The sequence below is a fragment of the Mesorhizobium sp. M7A.T.Ca.US.000.02.2.1 genome, assembly GCF_003996995.1.
GTDB lineage: Bacteria > Pseudomonadota > Alphaproteobacteria > Rhizobiales > Rhizobiaceae > Mesorhizobium.
Window position 1 is genome coordinate 1 of record NZ_RZTT01000040.1, and the last position, 25,548, is coordinate 25,548.

At 62.7% G+C, this 25,548-nt stretch carries 22 protein-coding genes and 2 pseudogenes; 16 read left to right on the plus strand and 8 right to left on the minus strand.

Going from position 1 to position 25,548, the window contains the following annotated elements:
* Nucleotides 1–407 (minus strand): annotated as a pseudogene (locus EOD15_RS06250) (choline ABC transporter permease subunit); the annotation flags it as partial.
* Nucleotides 408–530: 123 nt separating this feature from the next.
* Entirely contained in the window at nt 531–1,466 is a 936-nt protein-coding gene (locus EOD15_RS06255; protein ID WP_127266554.1) for a choline ABC transporter substrate-binding protein, read from the minus strand.
* 257 nt (nt 1,467–1,723) lie between these two features.
* Here EOD15_RS06255 and EOD15_RS06260 point away from each other — a divergent pair, with 257 nt between their 5' ends.
* Complete coding sequence (locus tag EOD15_RS06260) at nt 1,724–2,335, plus strand: thymidine kinase (protein ID WP_127320771.1); 612 nt, start codon at nt 1,724–1,726, stop codon at nt 2,333–2,335.
* Between the two features lie 69 nt (nt 2,336–2,404).
* On the opposite strand, the gene EOD15_RS06265 is transcribed toward EOD15_RS06260, so the two are convergent.
* Entirely contained in the window at nt 2,405–3,301 is an 897-nt protein-coding gene (locus tag EOD15_RS06265) for a DMT family transporter (protein WP_127320772.1), read from the minus strand.
* Nucleotides 3,302–3,398: 97 nt separating this feature from the next.
* On the opposite strand from EOD15_RS06265, the gene EOD15_RS06270 reads away from it, so the two are divergent.
* From EOD15_RS06270 to EOD15_RS06305, 8 genes are all read left to right on the plus strand, one after another.
* Nucleotides 3,399–4,256 carry a LysR substrate-binding domain-containing protein gene (locus tag EOD15_RS06270; protein WP_127320773.1) on the plus strand — a complete coding sequence of 286 codons (858 nt, stop codon included), beginning with the start codon at nt 3,399–3,401 and terminating at the stop codon, nt 4,254–4,256.
* Between the two features lie 94 nt (nt 4,257–4,350).
* Nucleotides 4,351–4,740 (plus strand): cytochrome c family protein, encoded by a 390-nt coding sequence (locus EOD15_RS06275; protein ID WP_127320774.1) that lies wholly within the window; start codon nt 4,351–4,353, stop codon nt 4,738–4,740.
* 311 nt (nt 4,741–5,051) lie between these two features.
* On the plus strand, nt 5,052–6,140 hold the full coding sequence (locus tag EOD15_RS06280) for a hypothetical protein (RefSeq protein WP_127266549.1): 1,089 nt from the start codon (nt 5,052–5,054) through the stop codon (nt 6,138–6,140).
* 31 nt (nt 6,141–6,171) lie between these two features.
* On the plus strand, nt 6,172–7,317 hold the full coding sequence (locus EOD15_RS06285; RefSeq protein WP_127266548.1) for a hypothetical protein: 1,146 nt from the start codon (nt 6,172–6,174) through the stop codon (nt 7,315–7,317).
* 24 nt (nt 7,318–7,341) lie between these two features.
* Nucleotides 7,342–9,252, plus strand: a complete 1,911-nt coding sequence (locus EOD15_RS06290) for an ATP-binding protein (protein ID WP_127320775.1) — start codon at nt 7,342–7,344, stop codon at nt 9,250–9,252.
* Between the two features lie 9 nt (nt 9,253–9,261).
* A complete protein-coding gene (locus tag EOD15_RS06295) occupies nt 9,262–10,566 on the plus strand; it encodes a DUF6638 family protein (protein WP_127408358.1) in 1,305 nt (434 codons plus the stop codon).
* 106 nt (nt 10,567–10,672) lie between these two features.
* Nucleotides 10,673–11,797, plus strand: a complete 1,125-nt coding sequence (locus EOD15_RS06300; protein ID WP_127321324.1) for a DUF2333 family protein — start codon at nt 10,673–10,675, stop codon at nt 11,795–11,797.
* 312 nt (nt 11,798–12,109) lie between these two features.
* Nucleotides 12,110–13,789, plus strand: coding sequence for a formate--tetrahydrofolate ligase (locus EOD15_RS06305; protein WP_127321325.1), 1,680 nt, complete (start codon nt 12,110–12,112; stop codon nt 13,787–13,789).
* Nucleotides 13,790–13,855: 66 nt separating this feature from the next.
* On the opposite strand, the gene EOD15_RS06310 is transcribed toward EOD15_RS06305, so the two are convergent.
* Entirely contained in the window at nt 13,856–14,500 is a 645-nt protein-coding gene (locus EOD15_RS06310; RefSeq protein WP_127321326.1) for a cysteine hydrolase family protein, read from the minus strand.
* A gap of 127 nt (nt 14,501–14,627) precedes the next feature.
* Between EOD15_RS06310 and EOD15_RS06315 the strand changes: the two genes are divergently transcribed.
* Nucleotides 14,628–15,617, plus strand: coding sequence for a helix-turn-helix domain-containing protein (locus EOD15_RS06315; protein WP_127321327.1), 990 nt, complete (start codon nt 14,628–14,630; stop codon nt 15,615–15,617).
* Nucleotides 15,618–15,622: 5 nt separating this feature from the next.
* Here the strand turns inward: EOD15_RS06315 and EOD15_RS06320 are convergent, their stop codons facing one another.
* Entirely contained in the window at nt 15,623–16,180 is a 558-nt protein-coding gene (locus EOD15_RS06320; RefSeq protein WP_127321328.1) for a sugar O-acetyltransferase, read from the minus strand.
* A 141-nt stretch (nt 16,181–16,321) separates the two neighbouring features.
* Between EOD15_RS06320 and EOD15_RS06325 the strand changes: the two genes are divergently transcribed.
* The 4 genes from EOD15_RS06325 (at nt 16,322) to EOD15_RS06340 (ending at nt 20,597) form a co-directional block, all read left to right on the plus strand.
* Nucleotides 16,322–16,783, plus strand: a complete 462-nt coding sequence (locus EOD15_RS06325; protein ID WP_023809876.1) for a membrane protein — start codon at nt 16,322–16,324, stop codon at nt 16,781–16,783.
* Nucleotides 16,780–18,156, plus strand: coding sequence for an FAD-containing oxidoreductase (locus EOD15_RS06330; RefSeq protein ID WP_127321329.1), 1,377 nt, complete (start codon nt 16,780–16,782; stop codon nt 18,154–18,156). The genes EOD15_RS06325 and EOD15_RS06330 overlap by 4 nt, the downstream gene beginning before the upstream one ends.
* Before the next feature lie 125 nt (nt 18,157–18,281).
* Nucleotides 18,282–19,454 (plus strand): MFS transporter, encoded by a 1,173-nt coding sequence (locus EOD15_RS06335; protein ID WP_127408359.1) that lies wholly within the window; start codon nt 18,282–18,284, stop codon nt 19,452–19,454.
* Between the two features lie 87 nt (nt 19,455–19,541).
* Entirely contained in the window at nt 19,542–20,597 is a 1,056-nt protein-coding gene (locus EOD15_RS06340; protein WP_127321528.1) for a succinylglutamate desuccinylase/aspartoacylase family protein, read from the plus strand.
* A gap of 1 nt (nt 20,598) precedes the next feature.
* On the opposite strand, the gene EOD15_RS06345 is transcribed toward EOD15_RS06340, so the two are convergent.
* Nucleotides 20,599–21,369, minus strand: coding sequence for an isocitrate lyase/phosphoenolpyruvate mutase family protein (locus EOD15_RS06345; RefSeq protein WP_127321529.1), 771 nt, complete (start codon nt 21,367–21,369; stop codon nt 20,599–20,601).
* Nucleotides 21,370–21,686: 317 nt separating this feature from the next.
* Between EOD15_RS06345 and EOD15_RS06350 the strand changes: the two genes are divergently transcribed.
* Both EOD15_RS06350 and EOD15_RS06355 read left to right on the plus strand, forming a co-directional pair.
* Nucleotides 21,687–23,876, plus strand: coding sequence for an anthranilate synthase (locus EOD15_RS06350; protein ID WP_127321530.1), 2,190 nt, complete (start codon nt 21,687–21,689; stop codon nt 23,874–23,876).
* Between the two features lie 5 nt (nt 23,877–23,881).
* Nucleotides 23,882–24,829, plus strand: coding sequence for a cation diffusion facilitator family transporter (locus tag EOD15_RS06355; protein WP_023809882.1), 948 nt, complete (start codon nt 23,882–23,884; stop codon nt 24,827–24,829).
* Nucleotides 24,830–25,106: 277 nt separating this feature from the next.
* Here EOD15_RS06355 and vapB read toward each other — a convergent pair whose 3' ends face one another.
* Nucleotides 25,107–25,313, minus strand: coding sequence for a type II toxin-antitoxin system VapB family antitoxin (gene vapB, locus EOD15_RS06360; protein ID WP_127321531.1), 207 nt, complete (start codon nt 25,311–25,313; stop codon nt 25,107–25,109).
* Nucleotides 25,314–25,332: 19 nt separating this feature from the next.
* Nucleotides 25,333–25,548, minus strand: a pseudogene (locus EOD15_RS06365) (hypothetical protein); the annotation flags it as partial.

The following is a 25,548-nucleotide window of genomic DNA, read 5'->3' on the forward strand; positions in this document are numbered from 1 at the left end:
AGCACCGGCAGCATGACGCGATAGACCTTCGGCTTGTGCGCCGCCCAGATACCAAGTGGCACACCGATGGCCATCGAGGCGGCGGCGGCGGCAACCACCAGCACCAGTGTCTCTACCGTCTGCTTCCAGAGGTTCTGGTTGAGGATGAACAGCAACCCGAGAAAGACAGCCACCGCCAAGCCTCTCGATCGCTGCAGATAATAGGCAAGCAGTGCAATCAGCGCGATGAGAAGGACCGGCGGTACCAGCAGCAGCGTGTCGACCACTCCATCGAGCAGGAAATTCAAGCCGCCGGAGAGGCCGCGGAAGAAGGTGTTGAAATTGTCGGTAAGGAAGGTGAAGAACGCTTTGCCCCACTCGCCTATGGGGATTTTATAACTGACAAAGAATTTTGAAATCGGATCCATCTTGCCCCTCTTTGGCAGTCGCCGTCCTTGCCGGACGGTCATCTTGTCACAGGATATGAAAAAGGGCAGCCCTTTCTACAGTGACTGCCCTTCTTGATCGGTCACGCCGAACGCAAGACCTGCTCAGCTTCCGAGCGCAGTCTTCACGGCTGCAGCGGCGTCGCCGCCATCGAAAGTGGTCACGCCGGCAATCCACGGAGCAACCGCGTCCGGATGCTTCTTGAGCCAGTCGGTCGCAGCCGTATTGGCGTCAGCGCCCTTGAGGATCGCGTCCATTATCTCGCCTTCCATATCGAGATTGAACTTCAGGTTGGCGATGAACTTGCCGGCATTCGGGCACTCGGTGGTGTAACCCTTGCGCACATTGGTATGGACAGTGGCGGCGCCGAAGCCGCTGTCGCCCATGCCATCGAGATAGGTGATCTTCATGGCACCCATCACCGGATGCGGCGTCCAGCCGAGGAAGGCGATCCATTCATTGCTCTTCATCGACTGCTCGGCCTGCGTCAGCATCCCGGCCTCCGAGGATTCGACCAGCTCGAAGCCTTCGAGATTGTCTTTCGGGTTCTTGATCATGTCGAGGATAATGCGGTTGCCGTCATTGCCGGCCTCGATGCCATAGATCTTGCCGTTGAACTTGTCCTTGAACTTGCCGATATCGGTCAGCGATTTCACGCCGGCGTCAGCGACATAGGTCGGCACGACGATGCCGTAGCCGGCGCCGGTCAGGTTGGTGCTGATCGTCTCGACCGAGCCATCGGCGGTATAGTCCTTGATGTCGTTGGTCATCGACGGCATCCAGTTGCCGAGGAACACGTCGAGATCCTTGTTCTTCAGCGACGCCATGGTCACCGGCACCGACAGCTGGATCGTCTGCGGCTCATAGCCGAGCGCGGTCAGCAGCACGGAGGCGATGCCGGTCGTCGCCTGGATGTCGGTCCAGCCGACATCGGAAAGGCGCACCGCCTTGCAGCTCGCCGGATCGCCGGCAAAGGCAGCGCTGGTGGACAAAAAAGCCGCCAGGCCGAGGCCGGCGACGAAAGAGTTCATACGCGACATAGACAGTCTCCCATTGTTATTCTTGGCGAAGCGTAGCTACGGTTTCTATGCCCGCCTTGTTTCGTCAGCCAAACACCATTTTGGTGTGGTTTCAAGCATTAAGACAATCGCGATCAACGGCGCGGGCTGGCCAATCAGCGACACATCAGGCGCTTTTGCCATGCCGGACGGTTTTTTCGACGACGGGCCGGCTTTTTCAGGGGAATGCGGGCGACCGCCCCTCCCCGTATCAGGGCAAGTCGGCTTAAAAGAGCGGCATGGCCAAGCTTTACTTCCACTACGCGACTATGAACGCCGGCAAGACGACGATGCTCTTGCAGGCCTCTTACAATTATCGCGAGCGCGGCATGGGCACGATGCTGTTCGTCGCCGGCCACTACCGCAAGGGCGACACCGGCCTGATCTCGTCGCGCATCGGCCTGGAGACGGAAGCCGAGATGTTCCGCGATGGTGACGATCTGTTCGCCCGCGTCGCCGATCATCACGTGCATACGTCAGTGCATTGCGTCTTCGTCGACGAGGCGCAGTTCCTCGAGGAGGAGCAGGTCTGGCAGCTCGCCCGCATCGCCGATCGGTTGAACATCCCGGTCATGTGCTACGGCCTGCGCACCGATTTCCAGGGCAAGCTGTTTTCCGGCTCGCGCGCGCTGCTGGCCATCGCCGACGATTTGCGCGAAGTGCGCACCATCTGCCGATGCGGCCGCAAGGCGACGATGGTCGTGCGCCTCGGCCCCGATGGCAAGGTGGCGCGCCAGGGCGAGCAGGTGGCAATCGGCAAGGATGTCTATGTCTCGCTCTGCCGCCGCCACTGGGAGGAAGAGATGGGCCGCGCCGCGCCAGACGATTTCATCGGCTTTATCAAAGGCTGACTCTGTCTCTTGGTTATTGGAGCAATTCCAGGGGAAGCGCTATGTGCTTTCCCGGGAATTGCTTCGGGCTCACACGGTCGAGACACGCCGTCTTGGAAACCGCCAGCCAAGCCGCACACCAAGCGTTGCCAGCGCAATCAGTGCCATGCCGGCTGCCTGCGCCGGTCCGAGCGGATGCCCATAGATAGCCCAGTCGACGATGATGGCGACGACCGGGTAGATGAAGGTGATGACGCCGATCACCGGTGTCGTCAGGCGTGGGAAGGCCGAATTCATCAACACATAGGCGATGCCAGTGTGCAGCACGCCGATGCCGAGCAGCCAGCCCCATGATGCAGGCGCAATATGTTGGCCGATGCCGGCGAACGGGGCGAGCATGACGACCCCCACCAGTGTTTGGCAGAGTACCGTGATTTCGGCGCGCTGCTGGCCCAGGGCTTTGGCTAGGATCGTTGTAACGGCATAGAGCAGTGCGCCGCCCAGCGTCAGCGCAATGCCCGGCACCCAGTTGGCATCGGCATGACCGTGCGCGAAAACGAGGCCGCTGGCCAGCACGACGCCGAGAAAGGCAGCGAGCATCCACAGCAGTTGGTCGGGCGAGATGCGTTCCCTTAGGAAAACCACGCCGATCAGGACCACGAAGAACGGCTGGATATGGTAGATAATCGTCGTCGTGGCGATCGACGTCATGGCGAAGCCTGCGAAGAAGGCCGTCCAGCTCAGCACCATGCACACGCCGGCAAGTGCTGCAAGGGCAAGCCGGGACGGCAACAGCGTCCGATCCGGCAGGTAGCCGCGCAACAGGCACCACACGAGAAGGAAGATCGCGCCGAACACGCATCGCCAGAAGACGACGGCAACGGGATGCAGCCCCGATTCCGTGGCGAAGGCGCCGACCGTGCCTGCGATCACCATTGCCAGAGCAAGGCTCGCGGCCGGGAAGCGGGCTGTCGAAGCGTCCGTCATGTGGTGGTTCCCAGCGATCCCAACCATCTGGTCACTGGCGCCACCTTCAAACAAGCGAATAGATTTGGAATGATCTATTCGATATGCTGATAGCACCATGGCCGCGCCACTCGATCTCAACCTGCTGAAAACCTTTGTCGCCGTCGTCGAGAGCGGCAGCCTTTCCAATGCAGCACCCAGGGTCGGCCGCAGCCAGTCGGCGGTCAGCATGCAGATGCAGCGGCTGGAGGAGATGGTCGGCAACCAGCTTCTGGTGCGTGGTCCCAGAACCGTCACTCCCAATGCGATCGGCGAGGATTTCCTGATCTATGCGCGCCGGTTGCTGAAACTGTCGGATGAAGCCTGGGCAAGCGTCACCCGGCCCAAGGAGACAGGCAGCGTCCGCTTGGGGGTGCCCGACGACTATGCCGCCTTCCTCCTGCCGCCCGTGCTCTCACGCTTCGCGGCGGAGCATCCCCTGGTGACGGTGGAGTTGATCTGCGAACAGTCGACCGCGCTGGTGAAGACGCTGGCGGAGGGGCGGCTGGATCTGGCGATCATCACCCGCTTGCCGGAGCAGCCGCTTGAGGTGATCCGGCTGGAACGCTTCGTCTGGGTCGCCTCGCCCAACCATGTCGCCTGGGAGGCCGACCCGCTTCCGGTCGCCTTGTTCGAACCGGGCTGCGCCGCCAGGATGAATGTCCTGCAGGCGCTTGGCGATGCCGACCGCTCCTATCGCTGTACCTATTCAAGCGCCTCTCTGCTTGGCCTGATCGCCGTCGTCCAGGCCGGGCTCGCGGTGGCTGGCCTTGCGATGCGCAGCGTACCGCCATCGCTGCGCATCGTCGGCGGCAATGAAGGGCTGCCGGTGCTGCCGGACCTCGAAATCGGCATCCTGCGCAACCCGCTGTCGACGACCCAGGCGGTCGAGCGGCTGAATGATTTCCTGCGCCGCGATCTGGCACAACAGGCCTGACTCGCGGGCCTGTCTTCCGCAATCCCGCCGCGATGCAGCGTTTGTTAAAGGCTCGGTACTATAAGGCCGCCAGCCAGAACTCTCCGGGGGCAGCATGTTAAGAGCCGCTTCGTCCGCCAGCATCCTTCTCCTCGCCAGCTCGCTTGTGGCCCATGCCGGCGGCGACCCGACCCTGGGCAAGAAGGCCTTCAACCGGTGCATGGCCTGCCATGAAGCAGCCACCGACCGCGACAAGGTCGGTCCGCATCTGTTGGGCGTCGTTGGCCGCACCGCCGGCAGCGCCGAGAGTTATCTTGGCCGCTATTCCGAGGCGATGAAGAGTGCCGGCGCCGCCGGCCTGGTCTGGGATGAAGCCAATATCGCCGAGTATCTCAGGGCACCCAAGCTGAAAGTGCCCGGCAACAAGATGGCGTTTGCCGGCCTGACCAAGGACGACGACATCGCCAATGTCATCGCCTATCTGAAGGCCGATCCCAAGCCCTGATCCGCTGTTCGCCAGCTCTGTAAAACCGGCTTTCTCGTCGCATACCGCGGCCGCGATTGCTTCGGTGGTTTGCCCAATACAAAGGCATCCGTGCGCCTTCGCCTTGCCGCATGAAAGTTCAATGACAGCTGAACTATGGCTGGTCGGCAAGCTAATCACGCTAAGCCCAAGCCTTCACTGGCTTTCAAGACCCTGACGGATTTTTTTGTTTTCACGCCGCCCTTGTCTTCACGTCTTTCAATCCCCTGATGCCCCACATATATTCGCCGCTGTTCGCGACCAGCGACGTCATGCCGAAGCGGGAGGCCCCAATGGCGACATTGCAGAATTTCGACGCCGAAATTGCCAAGACCAAGCAGGTCGTGCAGGACATGCGCTCCAAGATCGAGCAATCCGGCACCATGCTTGATACGCTTGCCACATCAGACAAGAAGATCGGCGACGCCAATTTCGACCTCGAGAACGCCCGCATCGAGGATGTGCTGAAGCAGCAGAAGGTGATGGAAGGCAACATTGCCGACCTGATCATCGGGCTGGAGGACGCCACCAACGTCTTCGGCGCCGAGTTCGAGAGCATGAAGAACTACACCGGCTGGGAAAAATTCATTGGCATCTTCTCCAGCCAGAGCAAGCAGCGCATGCGCACCGACCGCGTTCGCAACATGTCGCTGGCCGGCAATCTGCAGGAACTGCTGGTCAAATCCGACACCATCGTCGGCATATTGAAGGCGCAGAAAGAGGTTCTCGACCAACGCTACAAGACCTCGGAAACCAGCCTGTCGCAGGTGATCGAGCGCCGCAAGACCACCATGACCAACCTCGAAGCCGTGCAGAAGCGCATCGAGGAGCTCAACCCGATGCTGCTCGACATCGAAAACAAGATCGCCGCTTCGACCAGCCAGAAGGACCGCACGCAGCTCGAAGGCGAACGCTCCAAGCTGGCGACGGAATACAACGAAAAGCAGGCCAAGGAGCAGGAGCTGCTGGCCGAGAGCCAGACGCTCGAGCGTTACACCTCGATGTTCCAGACCTTCGTCGATTCGCTCAACAACCAGATCGCCGCGCAATCGACGCTGATCAACAAGCTGACCATCGATACCGAGCAGCGCATCGTGCTCTACAAGGCGCTGGAAGATTCGCTGAAGACCGCCGCCCAGCAGGACGTCGCCCACAAGATCAACACGCTGGGCAGCCAGGTCGACAACACCGCCGAGGAAACCATGGCTGGTATCGGTGCTGCTTCGCAAAAGCACATCGGTGACCTGCTTGAGATGCACGAGAAGAACATGGTCGCCACCGCCGATATCCAGCGCCGCAAGAAGCTGGCCGACGATGCCTTCGCCCGCCGCTTCGACGAGGTGCTGAAGAAGCACAATTCGGCTAACTACGTGCAGTCTTAAGGGTGACAGCACTGCCCGCGAGCGACCAGGCATGACCCCCGAAAACGAAGCGGCGGCACGGTATTTTTCCGCCATCACGGCCGCGCTCAGCGGCCTTGAAGTGTTCATGCGCGACGATCGCTCGCCGCTCTACCGGCACGGCATCGTCGCCAAGATCGTCGCCGAACACATCGCCAGGCTCGACAAGTCGTTTTCCTGCTGGCGCAACCGGCTCGGCTTCATGGACACATTCCGCATTTCGCGCGCCGAAAGCGGATTTCCGGTGTTCCAGAACCTGCTCGAACTGGAAAACGACCGACGCCAGGCCGACGCGCGGCTTGCCAACATTCCGCTCGCCGGCGAGTTGCGCGAGGAGATGGCCGACTTCATCCTGCGCCACAAGGAATTCCCCGCGGCGCTGCAGAAGTCGATAGCCGAGCGGCTTTATCTCGAGGACGTGAAAAGCGAGAACACGTTCGGCCCGTTCACCCTGGCGCAAACGGCCAAGGTCTCGGTCAATCCGAAGACGGGGCGGCCCTATTATCTCGTCCACTGGGCGACGTTCGACGGCAGCGCCAACCTGCCTCTGGTCTACATGGTGACGGTGGAGGATTCGTCCGAAACGATGATCCGCCAGCTCGTCGACAGAAACGGCAAGCTGAACGAGACGATCGACATTCCTCTGCCGGTCGATGGCCTGCTCAATCCCGAGCTTGCCCACCGTTTCGACGATTTCACCGAGAAGAACTCCGCCTACACGCTGTCGCCGGCGACCATCGCGGTCAATCTCGACAAGGATTTCGAGCCGCTGCATCCCAAGCAGCTGCGCCGCGTCGTGCTCGGCCCGTTCTATTCGGCTGGCATCACCGACAACAATTCGACGGTGACCGAAGTCCTGGCCAAGGTGCGCAAGCCCGAAAATGCCTGGCTGCTGACCTGGACCATCCAGGAGGTCTATTCCAAGGCCGAGAAACCCGGCCGCAAGGGGCTGTTTTCGAGCGAGAAGACGACGCAGGAATTCTTCATCAATACCGACGATCTGGAAGCCGCGCGCCAGGGCGTGTCGAGCTACGAAAACCATGCGCTGATCCCGCACGAGGCCTATCAGGCGCTCTACGCCGCCGGCGAGGCGCAGAAGATCTTTGCCGGCTACAAGGTTCACATTCTGTCGAACGGACAGGTCATCTCAGACGTCTGACCGTCACACCACGGAGCACCCTTCATGGATACCGGCCTGACTACCATCCCGGAAGCCGCCATCGAGAAGCACCGCGCCACCGCGCAGAGCTTCATCACCCGCGTCGTCGTGCTGGAGGACCCGTCTAGCGCCTCCGGCACAGCACTTGCCGGCACCAACCGCCGCTTCGTTTCGACCGTCTCGGCCGGTTCGGTGCGCCGCACGCGCGAGGTCGAGCTGGCCAAGACCGTCGGCGCCGTTCATCCCGACGACCAACTGCTGACCATCCCGCAGCACACGCTCCTGTTTCGCGCCCGGCGCGGCACGGCGATCGCGCTGGCAATATCGGACGTCTTTGCCGAGGGCTCGGACCTTGAAAGTCTGCAGGCCAAGAACACCCGCGCGCCGCTCGAGGGCGACGAGGCGTCCACCTTCAAGAAGCTTCTGTCGGCCTCGGCTTACATTTCGGCCTTCAGCCTCGCCTCCTACCTGTTCCAGTTGATCGACAGCGACGGCGAGGCGCCCAACGACAGTCCCGAACCGGACTTCCTGTTCGATACGCCGCAGGATGCGGTGAAGTCGATCCTGGCAGGCCTCGACAAGGCGATCTCGGGATCGTCCGACGACGCCGACCTGATGACAAGGGCGCGCGCCTTCGCCCGCGTCGCCATCGACGGGCTTCTGGCCCGCAAGGGCCGCTTCGACGGCATCGGCCCGTTCGAGAACGCGCATATCCGTATCGATGCCGACGATTTCACCCTCGATGGTTTCGACGTCGCGCCGGGCAAGCGTTCAAAACCGCTGGTGATGACATTCAAGAAGCCGGAAGAGGTCGTCGGCAACCACATCGCCAAATACCAGTCGGTCAAGCTCGCCAAGATGCTGATGGCCTACGACTTCGAGGGCGAACTCAATCCGTTCGTCGAACTCGGCGGCTTCCTGTTCACCTTCATCGGCGACGGCGCCCCCGGCACCGGCAAGACGACGCTGATCCAGATGATCGCCGGCCTCGTCAACGGCTATTGCCAGGTCGCCGGCTATCCCTTTGCCTACGAGAATTTCGGCGTCGACCAGATCTCGTCCTATCAGGGCAAATCAGGCCAGAACTGCCGCCAGTTCATCAACAATGTGCTGAACCCGCGCGTCATCGGCTTCGGCACCATCGACGACATCGACCAGGTGGCGGCGCGCCGCTCAGACGACCGCGCCTCGGCCGGCCAGCAGGAAATCACCGGCGTGTTGATGGATGCCTTCGCCGGTGCCGCGACCGTGGTGCGCGGCAACTGCTCGTTCGGCATGTTCTCCAACTATCCCGAAAATGTCGACGACGCGCTGCGCCAGCGCGCCGGCGCCCGCTGGCTGGTCGACGGGCCCCAGAGCCGCAACGACTACATCGACATTTTTGTCCTGCTGGCGGGAAAAAACCACAAGATCCCGCTCGGCGACCACGATCTCTACGCCGCGCAGGAAATCCAGCGCGCCGTGACCGAAGCCTATGAGGAGCACGAGAAGCCGCAAGAAGACGGGCTGGTGAAGGTCTACGAACGCTACATGAAGGAGAACGGCGCACCGAAATCGATGGCCGACATCGGCACCTATCTGCACCTGATCAAGGATGCCGAGCCCCGCTTCACCGGCCGCGCCATCAAGAACGTCACCGACGCTATCAAGATGCGCGCCATGGACATCGAGCTTCCCGACGACTGGTTCGAGAAGCCGGAGGTCTTCATGCACAAGGGCTACGACGAGAAGAAAGCGATGATCGAGGAACTGCGCGGGCCGTTCTCGATGGACATGGTCATGCAGGAGATCAACCGCTATGCCGACTCGGAGTTCCGCTATTCCGACAAGTCCGACGACTCCGCCGTGCAAAAGCTGCTGCGCGACGCCCGCCTGCGCGAGCGAGCCGCGCGCGAGATGGAGGAGATGAAGAAGAAGGGGCTATGGAATGCCTAGAGGTAGGCAATGACCCCCGCCAAGAAACCCGATCTCCTGCGCGACAACGAGCTGATCTATGGCCGGCTGCTGACGGTCGACGAGCCGCATCTGATCCAGCGCTACAACAAGGCGCTCGCCGCGTTCGGCTTGAAGCCGACCAAACTGAAGACCTTCCAGATCGATCGCACCGGCTTTTCGCCAGAAGTGGCCGAGGAATGCGACGATTACGACTATCTCGATCCCAATGAGGTCAACCGCCGCTTCATCATCCTGACGCCGTCGCAGATCGATCTGCCGGTGGTGCACACCGCCTTCTCCAACACCTCGCAGCTGATGTTCGAGTTCATGTCCAGGAACCGGCGCGCCATCGATGCGCTGACGATCAAAGACGTCATCTACGGCGAGATCGAGGATTCCATTCCCAAGGTCAACGACATCGAGGATTTGCTGTCGATCAGCCAGGTCGAATTCAAGGTGCTGTCGGCCGAGGATGTGCTGGGCAAGGCCGCCGAACTCGGCAAGCTCGTCGACCGGCTGAAGCAGGAGCCCGATGCCTGGCGCGACAGCGCCATGCTGAACCGGATGGTGGAGCTTGCCAAGATCTGCGGCGACATCCGCGAGAACGCGCTGGTGCCCGACCAGGTGATCTTCCGACACAACGCCTACTGGACCAGCCATTTCGGCGGGCTCTACGTGTTCGTCGATCCGGATGTGACGACGGTGATCAGCGATCCGGCCGCCCCCGGTTTCCGCCGCTCGCGGCCGTGGCAGGTCAGCTATCTCTCCATCAACGACGCCGACAAGGTGTTCAAGTTCCTCGCCACCACCGGCCGCATCGAGCTGCCGCGTGCCTCCTGGGTCGAGACCTCCAGCTATCTCGAGCACCGGGCCGAGATGGTGGTGCGCGCGCTGATCCGCGATGCCGAGCCGAACCGCAATTTGACCAATGTCGACAAGGTCTGGCTGCAGACCTGGATCCAGAGCCATGCCGAGCTGATCACCAGGGACGGCAATTTCCCTTTCCTCAACGCCGCCAAGCGCGAGATCGCCCAGCTCGGCCACCTGAAGATCGAGGATGTCTTCCCGCAGCAGCGTTTCCTGGTGATCCGCGCCAAGCCAGACCACCCCGACGCCTGGCTGACCAACCGGCTGATCTCGGATTTCGTACCGTCGGACTTCGTCTCGCGCTACATCTTCAACAAGGACGGCTTCTACAAGGACTATGACGGCTTCAGCGACGCTTGGCGATCGCATGTTGTGGACGTTCTCAAAACCACATATTTGAAGGACAAGGTGGCGTTTCGCACACGCCTCTACGGCCTGACTGACTAGAACGAAATGAGCCGTTATATCGTTCTAACTTCTTGTTTTGGCGCATGATGTTATCCAAAAAGTCTGCAACTTTTTTGGCATCATGCTTTGAGGGGGTGACACAGCCATGCTCGATCCGATCGTGAATTTCTTCACCCGCATTTTCCAGTGGATCGGCCGCGGCATCGGCCTTTTGATCGGCGTCATTCTGTGGCCCTTCCTGTGGGCCGGACGCTGGTACACGCAGCGCGGCTGGATCCTCAAGGCGGCGGTCGGCCTCGCCCTGCTGGTGCTGATCGGCCTCTACGCCAATTTCTTCTACGCCACCCAATGGTGGAACAATTTCAACCCGAACTATCCCGACACCTACACGTTCGAGAAGCGCAATGTCTCCGCCGGCGAACAGGTCGCCGCCGGCGCTGGCACCGACACCGCCAAGACCTGCGGCAACTCCGGCATTGCCCAGATCGCCGCCGATCTGACCGACTTCAACGTCAACCAGAATGCCTGGATCTCGTCGATGATCCTCTACAAGCTGGGCCTGTTCGGCATCGACTGGGACCACACGCCGTGGATGGACAACAAGGCCTCCTTCCAGCGCGGCATCAACCAGGCGGTGCGGCGCACCGCGACCGAACTCGCCGACAATCTCGGCCGCGTCCGCACCACCTCGCAGATCGACAGCGATCTGCAGAATGCCCGCGGCAACCTTCAGTTCGACGAAGAGACCTGGTATTTCGGCCTGAACCCGTTCGGCCCCAAGACGCCGACGCCAAGCTACTATCGCGACGCCGTGCGCATGCTGCGTTCCTTCAACGCCCGCCTTGCCACCTGCCAGGCGACCTTCGACGCCCGCGCCGACAATCTGAAACAGTATATCGACCGCATCTCGTCCGACATCGGCTCGACCTCGGCGATCCTCAAGGAACGCGCCGAGAACCACAACAATGGCTGGTTCGACTTCCGCGCCGACGACCGCTACTGGTTCGCCTATGGCCAGCTCTACGGCTATTACGGCCTGATGAAGGGAGCCCAGGCCGACTTCGAGGACGTCATCAAGGAAAAGCATCTGCAGAACCTGTGGGACACGATGGACTCGCAGTTCGTTTCGGCGCTGCGCATCCAGCCCTTCATCATCGCCAATGGCCGCGAGGATGGCTGGCTGTTGCCGACGCATCTGACGACGATGGGCTTCTATGTGCTCAGGGTGCGCTCCAACATGGTCGAAATCAGCAACGTTCTGACGCAGTAGCGCTGTTCCATTAGGGACCAGGCGATGGCGAATTTGCGCCGTCGCCTCTGTCGCATTCCGTGCATTGTGCGGCTGTTTTGAGACGGCGGAACGACGCGTCCTCTGGCTTCTATACGGCGCGGAAACGGTGCCAGGAAAAACCGACGCCAGGTCGGCCGGTCCGCAGAGGATTTTCTCTAGAGGAAACATAGTTGCATACAAGTTGACGCCGCGGCAGCGACAGGGTTAGAACATGCCCGCGCTCGGTTCCAACCTGCTTGCCAGTAAGATCAAACCCGTCCCCTCCACCGTCCAATCCAGAGGAAAGCCGTCATGGCCGAAGTGAAGTCCGACATCGAGATCGCGCGCGGCGCCAGGAAAAAGCAGATCCAGGAGATCGGCCAGAAGATCGGCATCCCGACCGAACATCTGCTGCCCTATGGCCACGACAAGGCCAAAATATCTGCTGAATTCATCAAATCGGTGAAGGGCAACAAGGACGGCAAGCTGATCCTCGTCACCGCCATCAACCCGACTCCGGCCGGCGAAGGCAAGACCACGACCACGGTCGGTCTCGGCGACGGCCTGAACCGCATCGGCAAGAAGGCGATCGTCTGCATCCGCGAGGCCTCGCTCGGCCCGAATTTCGGCGTCAAGGGCGGCGCTGCCGGCGGCGGCTACGCGCAGGTCGTGCCAATGGAGGACATGAACCTTCACTTCACCGGCGACTTCCATGCCATCACCACGGCGCACAATCTGCTTTCCGCACTGATCGACAACCACATCTACTGGGGCAATGAGCTCGGCATCGACACCCGCCGCGTCGTCTGGCGCCGCGTCATGGACATGAACGACCGGGCGCTGCGCGAGATCATCTGCTCGCTCGGCGGGGTCGCCAACGGTTTCCCGCGCGAGGGCGGCTTCGACATCACCGTCGCCTCGGAAGTGATGGCCATCCTGTGCCTGTCGACCGATCTGAAGGACCTGGAAAAGCGCCTCGGCGACATCATCGTCGCCTATCGCCGCGACAAGTCGGCCGTCTATGCCCGCGACCTCAAGGCCGACGGCGCCATGGCCGTGTTGCTCAAGGACGCCATGCAGCCGAACCTGGTGCAGACGCTGGAGAACAACCCGGCCTTCGTGCATGGCGGCCCGTTCGCCAACATCGCGCATGGCTGCAACTCGGTCGTCGCCACCACGACGGCGCTCAAGCTCGCCGACTACGTCGTCACCGAAGCCGGCTTCGGCGCCGACCTGGGTGCTGAAAAGTTCTTCGACATCAAGTGCCGCAAGGCAGGCCTCAAGCCGGCGGCGGCCGTCATTGTCGCCACCGTGCGCGCCATGAAGATGAATGGCGGCGTCAAGAAGGAAGACCTCGGCAAGGAGAACGTCGAGGCGGTGAAGAAGGGCTGCGCCAACCTCGGCCGCCACATCGAGAATATCCGCCAGTTCGGCGTGCCGGCGGTGGTTGCGATTAACCACTTCTACTCCGACACCGACGCCGAAATCCAGGCGATGAAGGACTATGTCGCCTCGATGGGCGAAGAGGCGATCCTGTGCAAGCACTGGGCGCACGGCTCGGCCGGCATCGAGGATCTCGCCAACAAGGTGGTGGCACTGGCCGAATCCGGCGCTTCGCAGTTCGCGCCGCTCTATCCCGATGCGATGCCGCTGTTCGAGAAGATCAACACCATCGTCCAGCGCATCTATCGCGGCTCGGAAGCGATCGCCGACAAGTCGGTGCGCGACCAGCTCAAGGCCTGGGAAGACGCCGGATACGGCCACCTGCCGGTGTGCATGGCCAAGACGCAGTACTCGTTCTCGACCGACCCGAACCTGCGCGGCGCGCCGACCGGCCACACGGTGCCGGTGCGCGAGGTCAGGCTTTCGGCAGGTGCGGGCTTCGTCGTCATCATCTGCGGCGAGGTCATGACCATGCCCGGCCTACCGAGGGCGCCGTCCTCGGAAAAGATCTTCCTCAACGAGATGGGCCAGATCGAAGGCCTGTTCTAGAATCCTTCTATTCGAACAGAAAGGGCGCCGCAGCGATGCGGCGCCCTTTCTGTTTTCAGATAGTCCCTACGCGGCGCTGCGTGACAGCGCCCGCTGGTTGGAGCCGAAGATGGTGTCGCGTTCCGGCAGCGCGCCGGTCTTCAGGCACTCGACCCATTCGGCGGTCTTGAGCACGGCGGCAAAGCGCGACTGCAGGATGATCGTGACCACGCGGTGGATCTCCTCGGCCGAGGCGTAGCCGGCGCTGTTGGCGTAAGGCACCGATCCGGTCGCATCCGACAGGAACTCGACGGCAAAGCCCATATGCACGGCGTGGATGATGGTCGACAGGTCGCAATTGTGCGTCATGTAGCCCACCACCGTGATCGTATCTATGGCGTTGGCGCGCAGCCAGTCCTCGAGGTCGGTGCCGGTGAAGGCGGAAGGCAGGTTCTTTTCGACATAATGGTCGCGCTCACGCCTGGCGATTTCGGGATGCAGTTCGCCGCCATGGCTGCCCTTGGCGAAGATCGGCGATGTCTCGGGCGCCATCTGCTTGACGACCACCACCTTGATGCCGGCAGCAGTCGCTGCATCCATCGCCCGCGCCACATGGACGACGCTGTCGCGGAACGGCGGATGCTGGATGGCAAGACTGCCGCCATCATAGTCGTTCTGCACATCGACGACGATCAGCGCCCGTCGTGGCGTGGCGTGGGCTGGGTCAGACATGGTGTTTTCCTTTCCGGCTTGAATGCGATGGACCGAAAATAGGCGGCCTCCCCGACAGTCGAAAGTGGCCCGATTGACATCATTCGAAAGAATTGGGACAATCCGCATTCAACTGCCGGAAGCACCCATGACCGACCCGATCATTGCCGTACTCGCCTTCGACGGCATCAGCCCGTTCCACCTTTCCGTACCGTGCCTGGTCTTCGCAGAGGACAGGACGGCGCTTGGCCTGCCGCGCTTCGACTTCCGCATCTGCGCGGTCAAGCCCGGCCCGATCCACACCGAGGCCGGACTGACAATTGCCGCGCCGCATGGACTCGAAGGGCTCGACGGCGCCGATATCGTCATCATTCCGAGCTGGCATCATCTCGGCGAGCCGGCATCGCCGCCGCTGATGGAGGCGCTGCGCCGGGCGCACCAACGCGGCGCCTTGATCGTCGGCCTGTGCCTTGGAACCTTCGCCATTGTCGCGGCCGGGCTGCTTTCGGGCCGTCGTGCCGCGACGCACTGGGCCTATTCCGAACAGTTGCAGAAACTCCACCCCGACGTCGCCGTCGATGCCTCGGTGCTCTATGTCGACAATGGTGACATCGTGACCTCGGCCGGCGTCGCCGCCGGTCTGGACTGCTGTCTCCACATCGTGCGCGCCCGCTACGGCGCGGAAGCGGCACTGCGGCTCGCCCGCCAGATCGTTCTTTCTCCGCATCGGCAGGGCGGGCAGGCGCAATTCATCGAGCATCCGGTGGAAAGAAGCGCGGACGCCGACCGGTTCACCCAGGCCCTCGACGCGGTTCGCGCGGCGCTCGGAGAGACGCATAGCCTGGATAGCGTCGCCGAAGCCGCCGGCCTGACAAGGCGCACCTTCACACGCCGCTTTCAGAAATCGATCGGCACCAGTTTCGGCGAATGGCTGACCAGCCAGCGGATAGAACTCGCGCAGCGTCTGCTGGAAGCGACGGAGAAATCCATGGACCTGGTGGCGTTCGAAGCCGGCTTCGGCAGCGCCACCTCGCTGCGCCAGCATTTTTCGGCAAGGCTCAGGACATCGCCGGCGCAATACCGGCGCGAATTCTCCAGGCGGGCCGGTCAGGACGAGCGCATGGCGCTGTCGCACTGATCCATTCAATCCCGCTTGACCTGATGTGCCGGATTGCCGACCACCGTGGTGTTCGCAGCCACGTCGCGCGTCACTACCGCCCCCGCACCGACAATGGCACCTTCACCGATGCTGACGCCGCCAAGGATGACCGCTGAGCCGCCGATCCACGCATTGGCGCCGATTTCGACAGGCTTGGCGATCTCCAGTCCAGCTTGCCGCCCAGCGACCTCCTTGTGATGCTCGGCGCAATAAATCTGCACATTGGGACCGAGCAGCGTTCCCTTGCCGATGCGCACGCTCGCCGTGTCGAGGATGGTGCAGCCGGCATTGAGAAAGACGCCGTCGCCGAGAAAGATGTTGAAACCATAGGCGCAGTGAAACGGCGCCTCAATGCGGGCGCCCTCGCCGGCGTCGCCGAGCAAAGCTTTCAAGCCCGACCCGAGATTGCCGCGCTGCCGCGGCGGCAGGCAATTGTGCTCGAACACCGCGTCACGCGCTACCACACGCAAGGACTCCAGCTCATCATCGAGGCAGGTGTACCATTCGCCGGCCGCCATCTTCACGCGCTCGCTTTCGGCCATGACGCTGTCTCCAGTTCACGTCCTTCAAAAGCACAAGTGCGGCCAACAGAAAAGCGCCGATGCAAGTACTGGTCAAATATTGGACCTATGGTAGCCTGCGTCTCAAGGCCGTCCTGGCCCGATGATCGAGGGGGATCGACCATGCTCTACATTCTCGCACTTCTGATCGGCGTCATTGCCGGTCTTCGCGCCATGACGGCGCCGGCCGCTGTCGCCTGGGGCGCTTATCTCGGCTGGCTGCCGGTTGCCGGCACCTGGGCGAGCTTCATGAGTCACTGGGCGGCTGTCGGCATCTTCACCATCCTGGCCATCGTCGAACTGGTCACCGACCAGTTGCCGTCGACGCCGAGCCGTAAAGTGCCGCAGCAATTCGGCGCCCGCATCGTCATGGGCGCCTTCACCGGCGCGGTGATCGGCGCGACAGGCGGCGCCACCATCGGCGGCTTGATTGCCGGCGCCATCGGCGCTGTCATCGGCACGCTGGGCGGCGCTGAAGCTCGCGGCCGGCTGGCGGCCGCCTTCGGCAAGGATCCGCCCGCCGCCTTCATCGAGGATGCGGTGGCGATCATCGGCGGCCTGCTGATCGTAGCGGCGGTGGCATGACGACGAAAACCTTCGACGCCATCATCATCGGTGCCGGACAGGCTGGCCCTCCGCTGGCCGGCCGGCTGACGGCCGCCGGCATGAGCGTGGCGCTGATCGAGCGCAAGCTGGTCGGCGGCACTTGCGTCAACACCGGCTGCATGCCGACCAAGACCATGGTCGCCAGTGCCTATGCCGCGCATCTGGCGCGCCGCGCCGCCGACTACGGCGTGACGCTCAGTGGCCCCGTCGGGGTCGACTATGCCAGGATCAAGGCGCGCAAGGACAAGGTGACGATCGACGCCCGCACCAATCTCGAGACCTGGATTGCCGGCATGGACAAATGCACCCTCTATCGCGGCCATGCGCGTTTCGAATCCGCCAACACGGTGCGCGTCGGCGACGATCTGCTGACCGCCGAAAAGATCTTCCTCAACACCGGCGGCCGAGCCTCGGTCCCAGACCTGCCCGGCATCCACGACATCGACTATCTGACCAATTCCTCGATGATGGATCTCGACGTGCTGCCGCGCCATCTCATCGTCGTCGGCGGCAGCTACATCTCGCTCGAATTCGCACAGATGTTCCGCCGCTTCGGTAGCGAAGTCACCGTCATCGAGAAGAGCCCACGCCTGACCGGCCGCGAGGACGAGGATGTCTCCGCCGCCATCCTGTCGATCCTCGAAAACGAAGACATCACGGTCCATGTCGGCGCCGACGACATCGCTTTCGCCAGACAGGGCCAGGACATTGCCGTAACCTTCTCCGCCGGCAAACCGCCGGCGGTCGGATCGCACGTGCTGCTGGCACTGGGGCGGACGCCCAACACCGATGACCTCGGCCTGGAGAGGGCTGGCGTGGAGGTCGACAAGCGCGGCTTCGTCTCTGTAGACGACCAGTTGCGCAGCAGCGTGCCCGGCATCTGGGCGATGGGCGACTGCAACGGCAGGGGCGCCTTCACCCACACCTCCTACAACGACTACGAGATCGTCGCCGCCAACCTGCTGGACAACGATCCGCGCAAGGTCAGTGATCGCATCGAAGCCTATGCGCTCTACATCGACCCACCGCTCGGCCGCTGCGGCATGACCGAGGCCGCGGTGAAGAAATCCGGCCGTCGCGCGCTGGTCGGCCAGCGGCCGATGACCCGCGTCGGCCGCGCTATCGAAAAGGGCGAGACGCAGGGCTTCATGAAGATCCTGGTCGACGCCGACACCAGGCAGATCCTCGGCTGCTCGGTGCTCGGCCCCGGCGGCGACGAGGTTATCCATAGCGTACTCGACCTGATGTACGCCAAGGCGCCCGTCGACACGCTGGCGCGTGCCGTGCACATCCACCCGAATGTCTCGGAGCTGTTGCCAACCATTGCCCAGGAATTGAAGCCGCTGGTTTGACAGCCTGTTAGCGACCCATTTCAAAGCTCTTCCTTTTCTGCATCGCTGCGATGCAGCAATGCAGCTTGCGCACGATGGCGTCCTTCGCGCAGTCTCAATTTGAACCGATTCAGTCTGGACGCCCCATGCCCTTGCCGATCCTTGCGCTTGCCATTGCGTCCTTCTGCATCGGCACCACCGAATTCGTGATCATGGGCCTGCTGCCCGAGGTCGCAGCCGACCTCGGCGTATCGATCCCTTCTGCCGGCCTGCTGGTTACCGGATATGCGCTGGGTGTCGTCTTCGGCGCCCCGATCGTCGCAATGGCCACCGCGCATTTGCCGCGCAAGCCGGTGCTGGTCGGGCTGGCCGTGCTGTTCGTCGTCGGCAATCTGTTTTGCGCCATCTCGCCCAACTACTGGACGCTGATGGCCGCGCGCGTCTTCACCGCTTTCGGCCATGGCGCCTTCTTCGGCATCGGCTCGGTCGTTGCCGCCAGCCTGGTGCCGCGCAACAAACGCGCCGGCGCCATCGCGCTGATGTTCGCCGGGCTGACGCTGTCCAACATCCTGGGTGTTCCCGCCGGAACCGCACTTGGCGAAGCGTTCGGCTGGCGCTCCACCTTCGTTGCCGTGGTCGGTATCGGCCTGATCTCGGTGGCAGCGATCGCCTGGCTGGTGCCGTCCGATGTCGCCCAGCCAAGCGGTGGCGGCCTGCGCGGCGAGCTGCGCGTGCTGGGCAAGCTGCAGGTCTGGCTGGCCATGCTGATCGCGGCGCTGACCTCCGCAAGCCTGTTCACCGTCTTCACCTACATCAAACCCTACCTCACCGAGGTATCGGGCTTGTCGACCTCGGCAGTCACGTGGGTTCTGCTGCTGTTCGGCGCGGGCATGACCATCGGCAACATTATCGGCGGCAGACTGGCCGACTGGAAACTGATGCCGACAGTGATCGGCACGCTGCTGCTGATGGCCCTGCTCTTCGTTGGCTTCAGGCAGTTCGGCGCAATCGCCAGCGTTGCCGTCGGCATCGTCTTCCTGTGGGGCCTGCTCATCTTCGTCGTCGTGCCGCCGCTGCAGATCCGGGTCGTCGAGGCGGCCTCCGAGGGACCGAACCTCGCCGCCACGTTGAACCAGGGCGCCTTCAACGTCGGCAATGCCAGCGGCGCCTGGATCGGCGGCGTTGCCCTTTCCGCCGGTGTTTCCTATGCCAATTTGCCGCTGGTCGGCGCAGCACTCGCTTTGTTGGCGGTCACCGTCGCCGTGGTGTCGCAGGCGCTGGACCGGCGCGCGCCGGTCATCCCGCTTCCGGCTGAATAGCCTCTTGCGCCCATAGCGCGGCGGGCTGGACCAATCGACATAGGCGCCTTCAAATCGCATGTCTTCTGGTCCTAGATGGAGGAAGTCATGCAGAAATCGATCGAGCGCATCGCCGGCGAAAGCGAAGGGGTTTCCTACGAATTCCCGCTGTTCCGCTTTGCTGGTTCCGGAAAGGCTGCTCCTTCGGGATATCTGCAGGCGGCACTCCATGCCGGCGAGTTGCCGGGCGTCGTCGCCATCGACGCGCTGATGCCGATGCTTGCCAGGGCGGAGGCCGAAGGCCGCATCAAGGGCAACCTCACCATCGTGCCCTGGGCCAACCCGATCGGCCGGGCGCAATATCATTTCGGCGAGCATCAGGGCCGCTTCCATCTCGGCACGCGCACCAATTTCAACCGCGGCTTTCCGCTGCTCGCCGCGCCCGACACAGCGCTCTTGCCCGACACCACCCTTGGCAGCGTCGACCAGCGGCTGAAGACGCGGCTGGTGCAGCTGTCGCTCGGCCATGACATCGTGCTCGACCTGCACTGCGATGACGAGGGCCTCGCCTATCTCTACGTCCACACCAGCCTGTGGCCCGCCATGGCCGATTGCGCCGCCGCCATGGGCGTCGATGCGGTGGTGCTGTGGAGCGAAGACACCGACGGCACCTTCGAAGGCGCCTCGATCATGCCCTACCAGAATGTTCCCGCCGAAATGGCGAAGCTCGACCGTCGCGTCGCCACCACGGTCGAATATCGCGGCATCCTCGATGTCGACGGCGCCCTGGCCGCCGCCGACGCCGACGGCCTCTACCGGCTGTTGGTGGCGCGCGGCGTGATCGCCGATAGCACCCTGCCCGCGCCGGGTCCTTTCACCGGCTTCGTGGCGCCATTGGAAAACATCGACATGATGCCGGCGCCACGGGCCGGTGCCGTGCTCTACGACGTGAAACCCGGCGACCGCGTTGCCAAGGGAGCGCGCCTCGCCACCATCATCCATGCGCCGGGTGAAGCCGACGGCCGCACCGAGGTGTTCGCGCCGCAGGACGGCATCATCCTGACCCGCCGCTCGCGCCGCATCATCCGCGCCGGCGAGGATCTTCTGAAGCTGGTCGGCGACAGGAAGAGCGCCGACGCCCGGTCGGGAACGCTGGAGGACTGACTTAACCCGAAATAGCCAGTCGCGCCTTCGCCTCCAGCCATTCCGCCATCTGCCGGTAGGGCACCGGGCCGTGGCTGATGCGGGCGACGCCGAGTTCGGCCAGCCGCTGGCGCGGCGGCACGTGCGCCAGCGCAATGATGTTGACCGGCAACGCGATTGCCTTGCAAAGCGTCTCGATCAGGTCCTCATCGCCAAGACCCGGCGCAAAGAAGCCGTGTGCACCAGCTTTTTCGAAGGCCTGCGCGCGCTCGATGGCCTGGTCGAGCAGGACGTCGTCATGCGCATCCGGTTTCGCCTTGAGGAAGATGTCGGTTCGGGCGTTGATGAACGCCGGTATGCCGGAGGCCTTGACGGCCGCTGCCGCAGCTTCGATGCGCCTTACCTGAACAGCCATCTCGTGCAGGCCGCTGCCACCGACAACCTGGTCTTCGAAATTGAAGCCAATGGCGCCGGCCCGCAGCGCCAACGTTACCGTGCGGGCAACAATTTCCGGATCGACGCCGTAACCACCCTCGAGGTCCATGGTCACCGGCAGGTCGACGGCAGTGACGATGCGCTTGATGTTGTCGAGCGCCAGCTCCAGCGGGATTTTCTCGCCATCGGCATAGCCGAACGCGGCAGCCACCGGCCAGCTTCCGGTGGCGATCGCCTTGGCGCCCGCTTTCTCGACGATCTTGGCCGAACCCGGATCCCAGACGTTGTAGAGAACGATCGGGTTTCCCTTGACGTGGAGGGAATGGAACGTCCGCGCACGCTCGATCTGCTCGGTCATGGTGTTTTCCGTCTCCTGCTGCTAGAGGAACAGTCTAAGCGGCACTGTCCGCCCTGGCGATGTGCCATGAGACGCTGAAGCGGCGGCCACCGGACAGGCTTTTCAAATCAGTTGCGCATCCGGTTTTTCGCGGCTATGGATTTTCGCCATGAACATGCGTTCGATCAAGACCATTTGGTGGTGGGCCTGCTGACAGCGGCCTGTTCGAACACGTGCGCGTGAAAAGAGAGGGTGGCCGCAACGGAAAGTCCGGGCGGCCATTTGTTTTTTCCAAGCCATTCCCGGGTCCGTTGCCCAAGACGCTGATGGAGACGGCAATGACGATGAAGGTTCTGGAAAACGGCGCGGAAAGTTTCGTGACCGCGGGTGGCATAACCATCACGCGCGCGCGCCACGATCGGCCCTATGCAGGTGCGATTGACGCCTATGTCGATGGCCTGAATTCGCGCCGCGGTGCGGTGTTTTCCTCAAATTATGAATATCCCGGCCGCTACACGCGCTGGGACACCGCCATCATCGATCCGCCGCTGGTCGTCTCGGCGCGCGGCCGCGCCATGCGCATCGAGGCGCTGAACCGCCGTGGCGAGGCGCTGCTGCCGGTCATCGGCAAGGCGCTCGCCAGCCAGGCGGATGTCACCATCGCCGAGACGTCGAAGACACTCATCCGCCTCGATGTCGCCAAGCCCGGCCGTGTCTTCACCGAGGAGGAGCGCAGCCGCGTCCCTTCGGTCTTCACCGTACTGCGCGCCATCACCGCTCTGTTCAAGACCGAGGAAGACGCCAATCTTGGTCTCTACGGCGCCTTCGGCTACGACCTCGCCTTCCAGTTCGACCCGGTCGAACACACTCTCGAGCGCAAAGAGAGCCAGCGCGACCTGGTGCTTTTCCTGCCCGACGAGATTCTGGTTGTCGACCATTATTCGGCCAAGGCCTGGACTGACCGCTACGACTATGCCGGCGACGGTTTTTCGACTGAAGGGCTGCCGCGCGACGAAATCGCCGAGCCGTTCAAGAGCCCTGACCGCATCCCGCCGCGCGGCGACCATGAACCGGGCGAATACGCCAATCTGGTGCGCAAGGCGATGGATTCGTTCAAGCGCGGCGACCTGTTCGAGGTCGTGCCCGGCCAGATGTTCTACGAGCGCTGCGAGACGCAGCCATCCGAGATTTCGCGCAAGCTGAAAGCCATCAATCCGTCGCCCTATTCCTTCTTCATCAATCTGGGCGAAGGCGAATATCTGATCGGCGCCTCGCCGGAAATGTTCGTGCGCGTCAACGGCCGCCGCGTCGAGACCTGCCCGATCTCAGGCACCATCAAGCGCGGCGACGACGCCATTTCCGACTCAGAGCAGATCCTGACACTGCTCAACTCGAAGAAGGACGAATCCGAGCTGACCATGTGCTCGGACGTCGACCGCAATGACAAGTCGCGGGTCTGCGAGCCGGGTTCGGTGCGCGTCATCGGCCGTCGGCAGATCGAGATGTATTCGCGGCTGATTCACACGGTCGACCACATCGAAGGCCGGCTGCGCGAAGGCATGGATGCGTTCGACGCCTTCCTGTCGCATGCCTGGGCGGTCACCGTCACCGGCGCGCCGAAATTGTGGGCCATGCGCTTCATCGAGCAGAACGAGAAGAGCCCGCGCGCCTGGTATGGCGGTGCGATCGGCATGGTCAATTTCAACGGCGACATGAACACCGGCCTGACGCTGCGCACCATCCGTATCAAGGACGGCATTGCCGAAGTGCGGGCCGGCGCCACATTGCTGTTCGACAGCATTCCCGAGGAAGAAGAAGCCGAAACCGAACTGAAGGCATCCGCCATGCTCTCCGCCATCCGCGACGCCAAGACCGGCAATTCCGCCAGCACCGAGCGCACCACCGCGCGCGTCGGCGACGGCGTCAACATCCTGCTGGTCGACCACGAGGATAGTTTCGTCCACACGCTGGCCAATTATTTCCGCCAGACCGGCGCCAACGTCTCGACCGTTCGCTCGCCGGTGCCTGAGGAAGTCTTCGACCGGCTGAAACCCGATCTCGTCGTGCTGTCGCCCGGCCCCGGCACGCCGAAGGACTTCGATTGCGCCGCAACCATCAAGAAGGCGCGCGCCCGCGAACTGCCGATCTTCGGCGTCTGCCTTGGCCTGCAGGCATTGGCGGAGGCCTATGGCGGCGAACTGCGGCAGCTGCACATACCGATGCACGGCAAGCCGTCGCGCATCCGGGTCTCCAAGCCCGGCATCATCTTCTCGGGCCTGCCCAAGGAAGTGACCGTCGGCCGCTACCACTCGATCTTTGCCGATCCGGTGCGCCTGCCCGACGATTTCATCGTCACAGCCGAGACCGAGGACGGCATCATCATGGCCTTCGAACACCGCAAGGAGCCTATCGCCGCGGTACAGTTCCACCCGGAATCGATCATGACGCTCGGCCACAATGCCGGCATGCGCATCATCGAGAACATCGTCGCCCACTTGCCCCGCAAGGCCAAAGAAAAGGCCGCCTGACGATCATGGCCGAAGCCGAGAATACGATGGCGATCGCGGCCAAGGCGGCCGCGAAGCGCAAAATCGCCAATCTCGCCTTCTGGTCGATTATCGTAGCTTTTGTCGTGCTCGCACTGAAAGCTGCCGCGTGGTACGTCACCGGCTCCGTGGCGCTCTACTCGGACGCCTTGGAATCGATCGTCAACGTCATTGCCTCGGTTGCAGCCTTCTGGGCGATCCAGGTCAGCCACAAGCCGGCCGACCAGGACCACCCTTTCGGCCATCACAAGGCCGAGTATTTCTCGGCGGTGCTGGAAGGCGTGCTGATCGTGCTCGCCGCCCTTTTGATCCTCAACGAGGTCTGGCGCCACTGGCAGACCCCGGCACCGCTCGAACAGCCTTGGGAAGGTCTTGCCGTCAACGGCGTCGCTACGGTCATCAACGCCTTCTGGGCGTGGACGTTGATCCGCGCCGGCAGGGCGGAGAAGTCACCGGCGCTGGTTGCCGACGGCAACCACATCATGACCGACGTGGTCACCTCGATCGGCGTCTTCGGCGGCCTCGTCGGAGCGATCCTGACCGGCTGGCAGATCCTCGACCCGGCACTTGCCGTCCTCGTGGCGCTGAACATCCTGTGGCAGGGCTGGCATGTCATCGGTTCGTCGATGAACGGCCTGATGGACCGCGCCGTCGACACCCAGGAACACATGCGCATCCGCGACGTCATCTCGGCCAATTGCAAGGGCGCGCTCGAGGTTCACGACCTCAAGACGCGCATCGCCGGCCGCGCCACCTTCATCGAGTTTCATCTGGTCGTCGACGCAGACATGTCGGTCGGCGCCAGCCATGTCATCTGCGACCGCATCGAGGACGCGCTGAAGGCCGAAATCCCCTCGGTGCGCGTCACCATCCATGTCGAGCCCGACGACGAGGCCAAGCTGCCGAAGGGCACGACGGCCGTGCCGTTTGCGTGAGGCGATTTCCGTCACGACCTGGGAAAATTAGCCGAAGCCTCCCAACTTCGTCATCCACGGGCGGAGCAGGAGCGAAGCTCCGTCGCGGAGACCCGAGGATCCATGCCGCGACCTGGGACGAAGCTTGCAGCGGAACAGAATCTGCACCGCAGCAGTGCTCGGATGTCACGGCATGGATCCTATGGTCTGCGCCGCGTCGCTTCGCTCCTTGCTCCGCCATAGGATGACGAAGCAACAGGCGCGTACCGCGAGAACTTCTGCACCGATGAACTCGTCGCTATCGGCCTTCAAAGATCGCCTCAACAAAATCGTCGTCAAGTGGCCCGGTCAAACTGTCGAGCCAGGCCCAGTCCTGCGCAAGCGGTTCGAGAACGACCGCTCGGCCCTCGCGACGGATTGAAATCTCGCTGCTTTCGAAACGGTATTTCTTCGGCATACGTACTGCTTGCGATCCGCCAGACCAAAAGACTTTTGCTTCATCCATTCGCCCCCTCCATTGAAGCTCAAGGTGAACAGGCCGATTGCGGCATTGGCTGCAGCCGATAGACCTTGTCGTCGGATTTCGTCTTGCCGTCGGCGGCCTTCGAGCACAGATCGACGGTCGCGAGTGCGCTGTTGGGATTGGCCAGCATCATCGTGCCGTCGACGCCGCGCTTGAGGAAAATCTCCTTCTGCGCGATGTCGCAGGAGAAATCGCTCATCTTCGCGCTGGCCGCGCA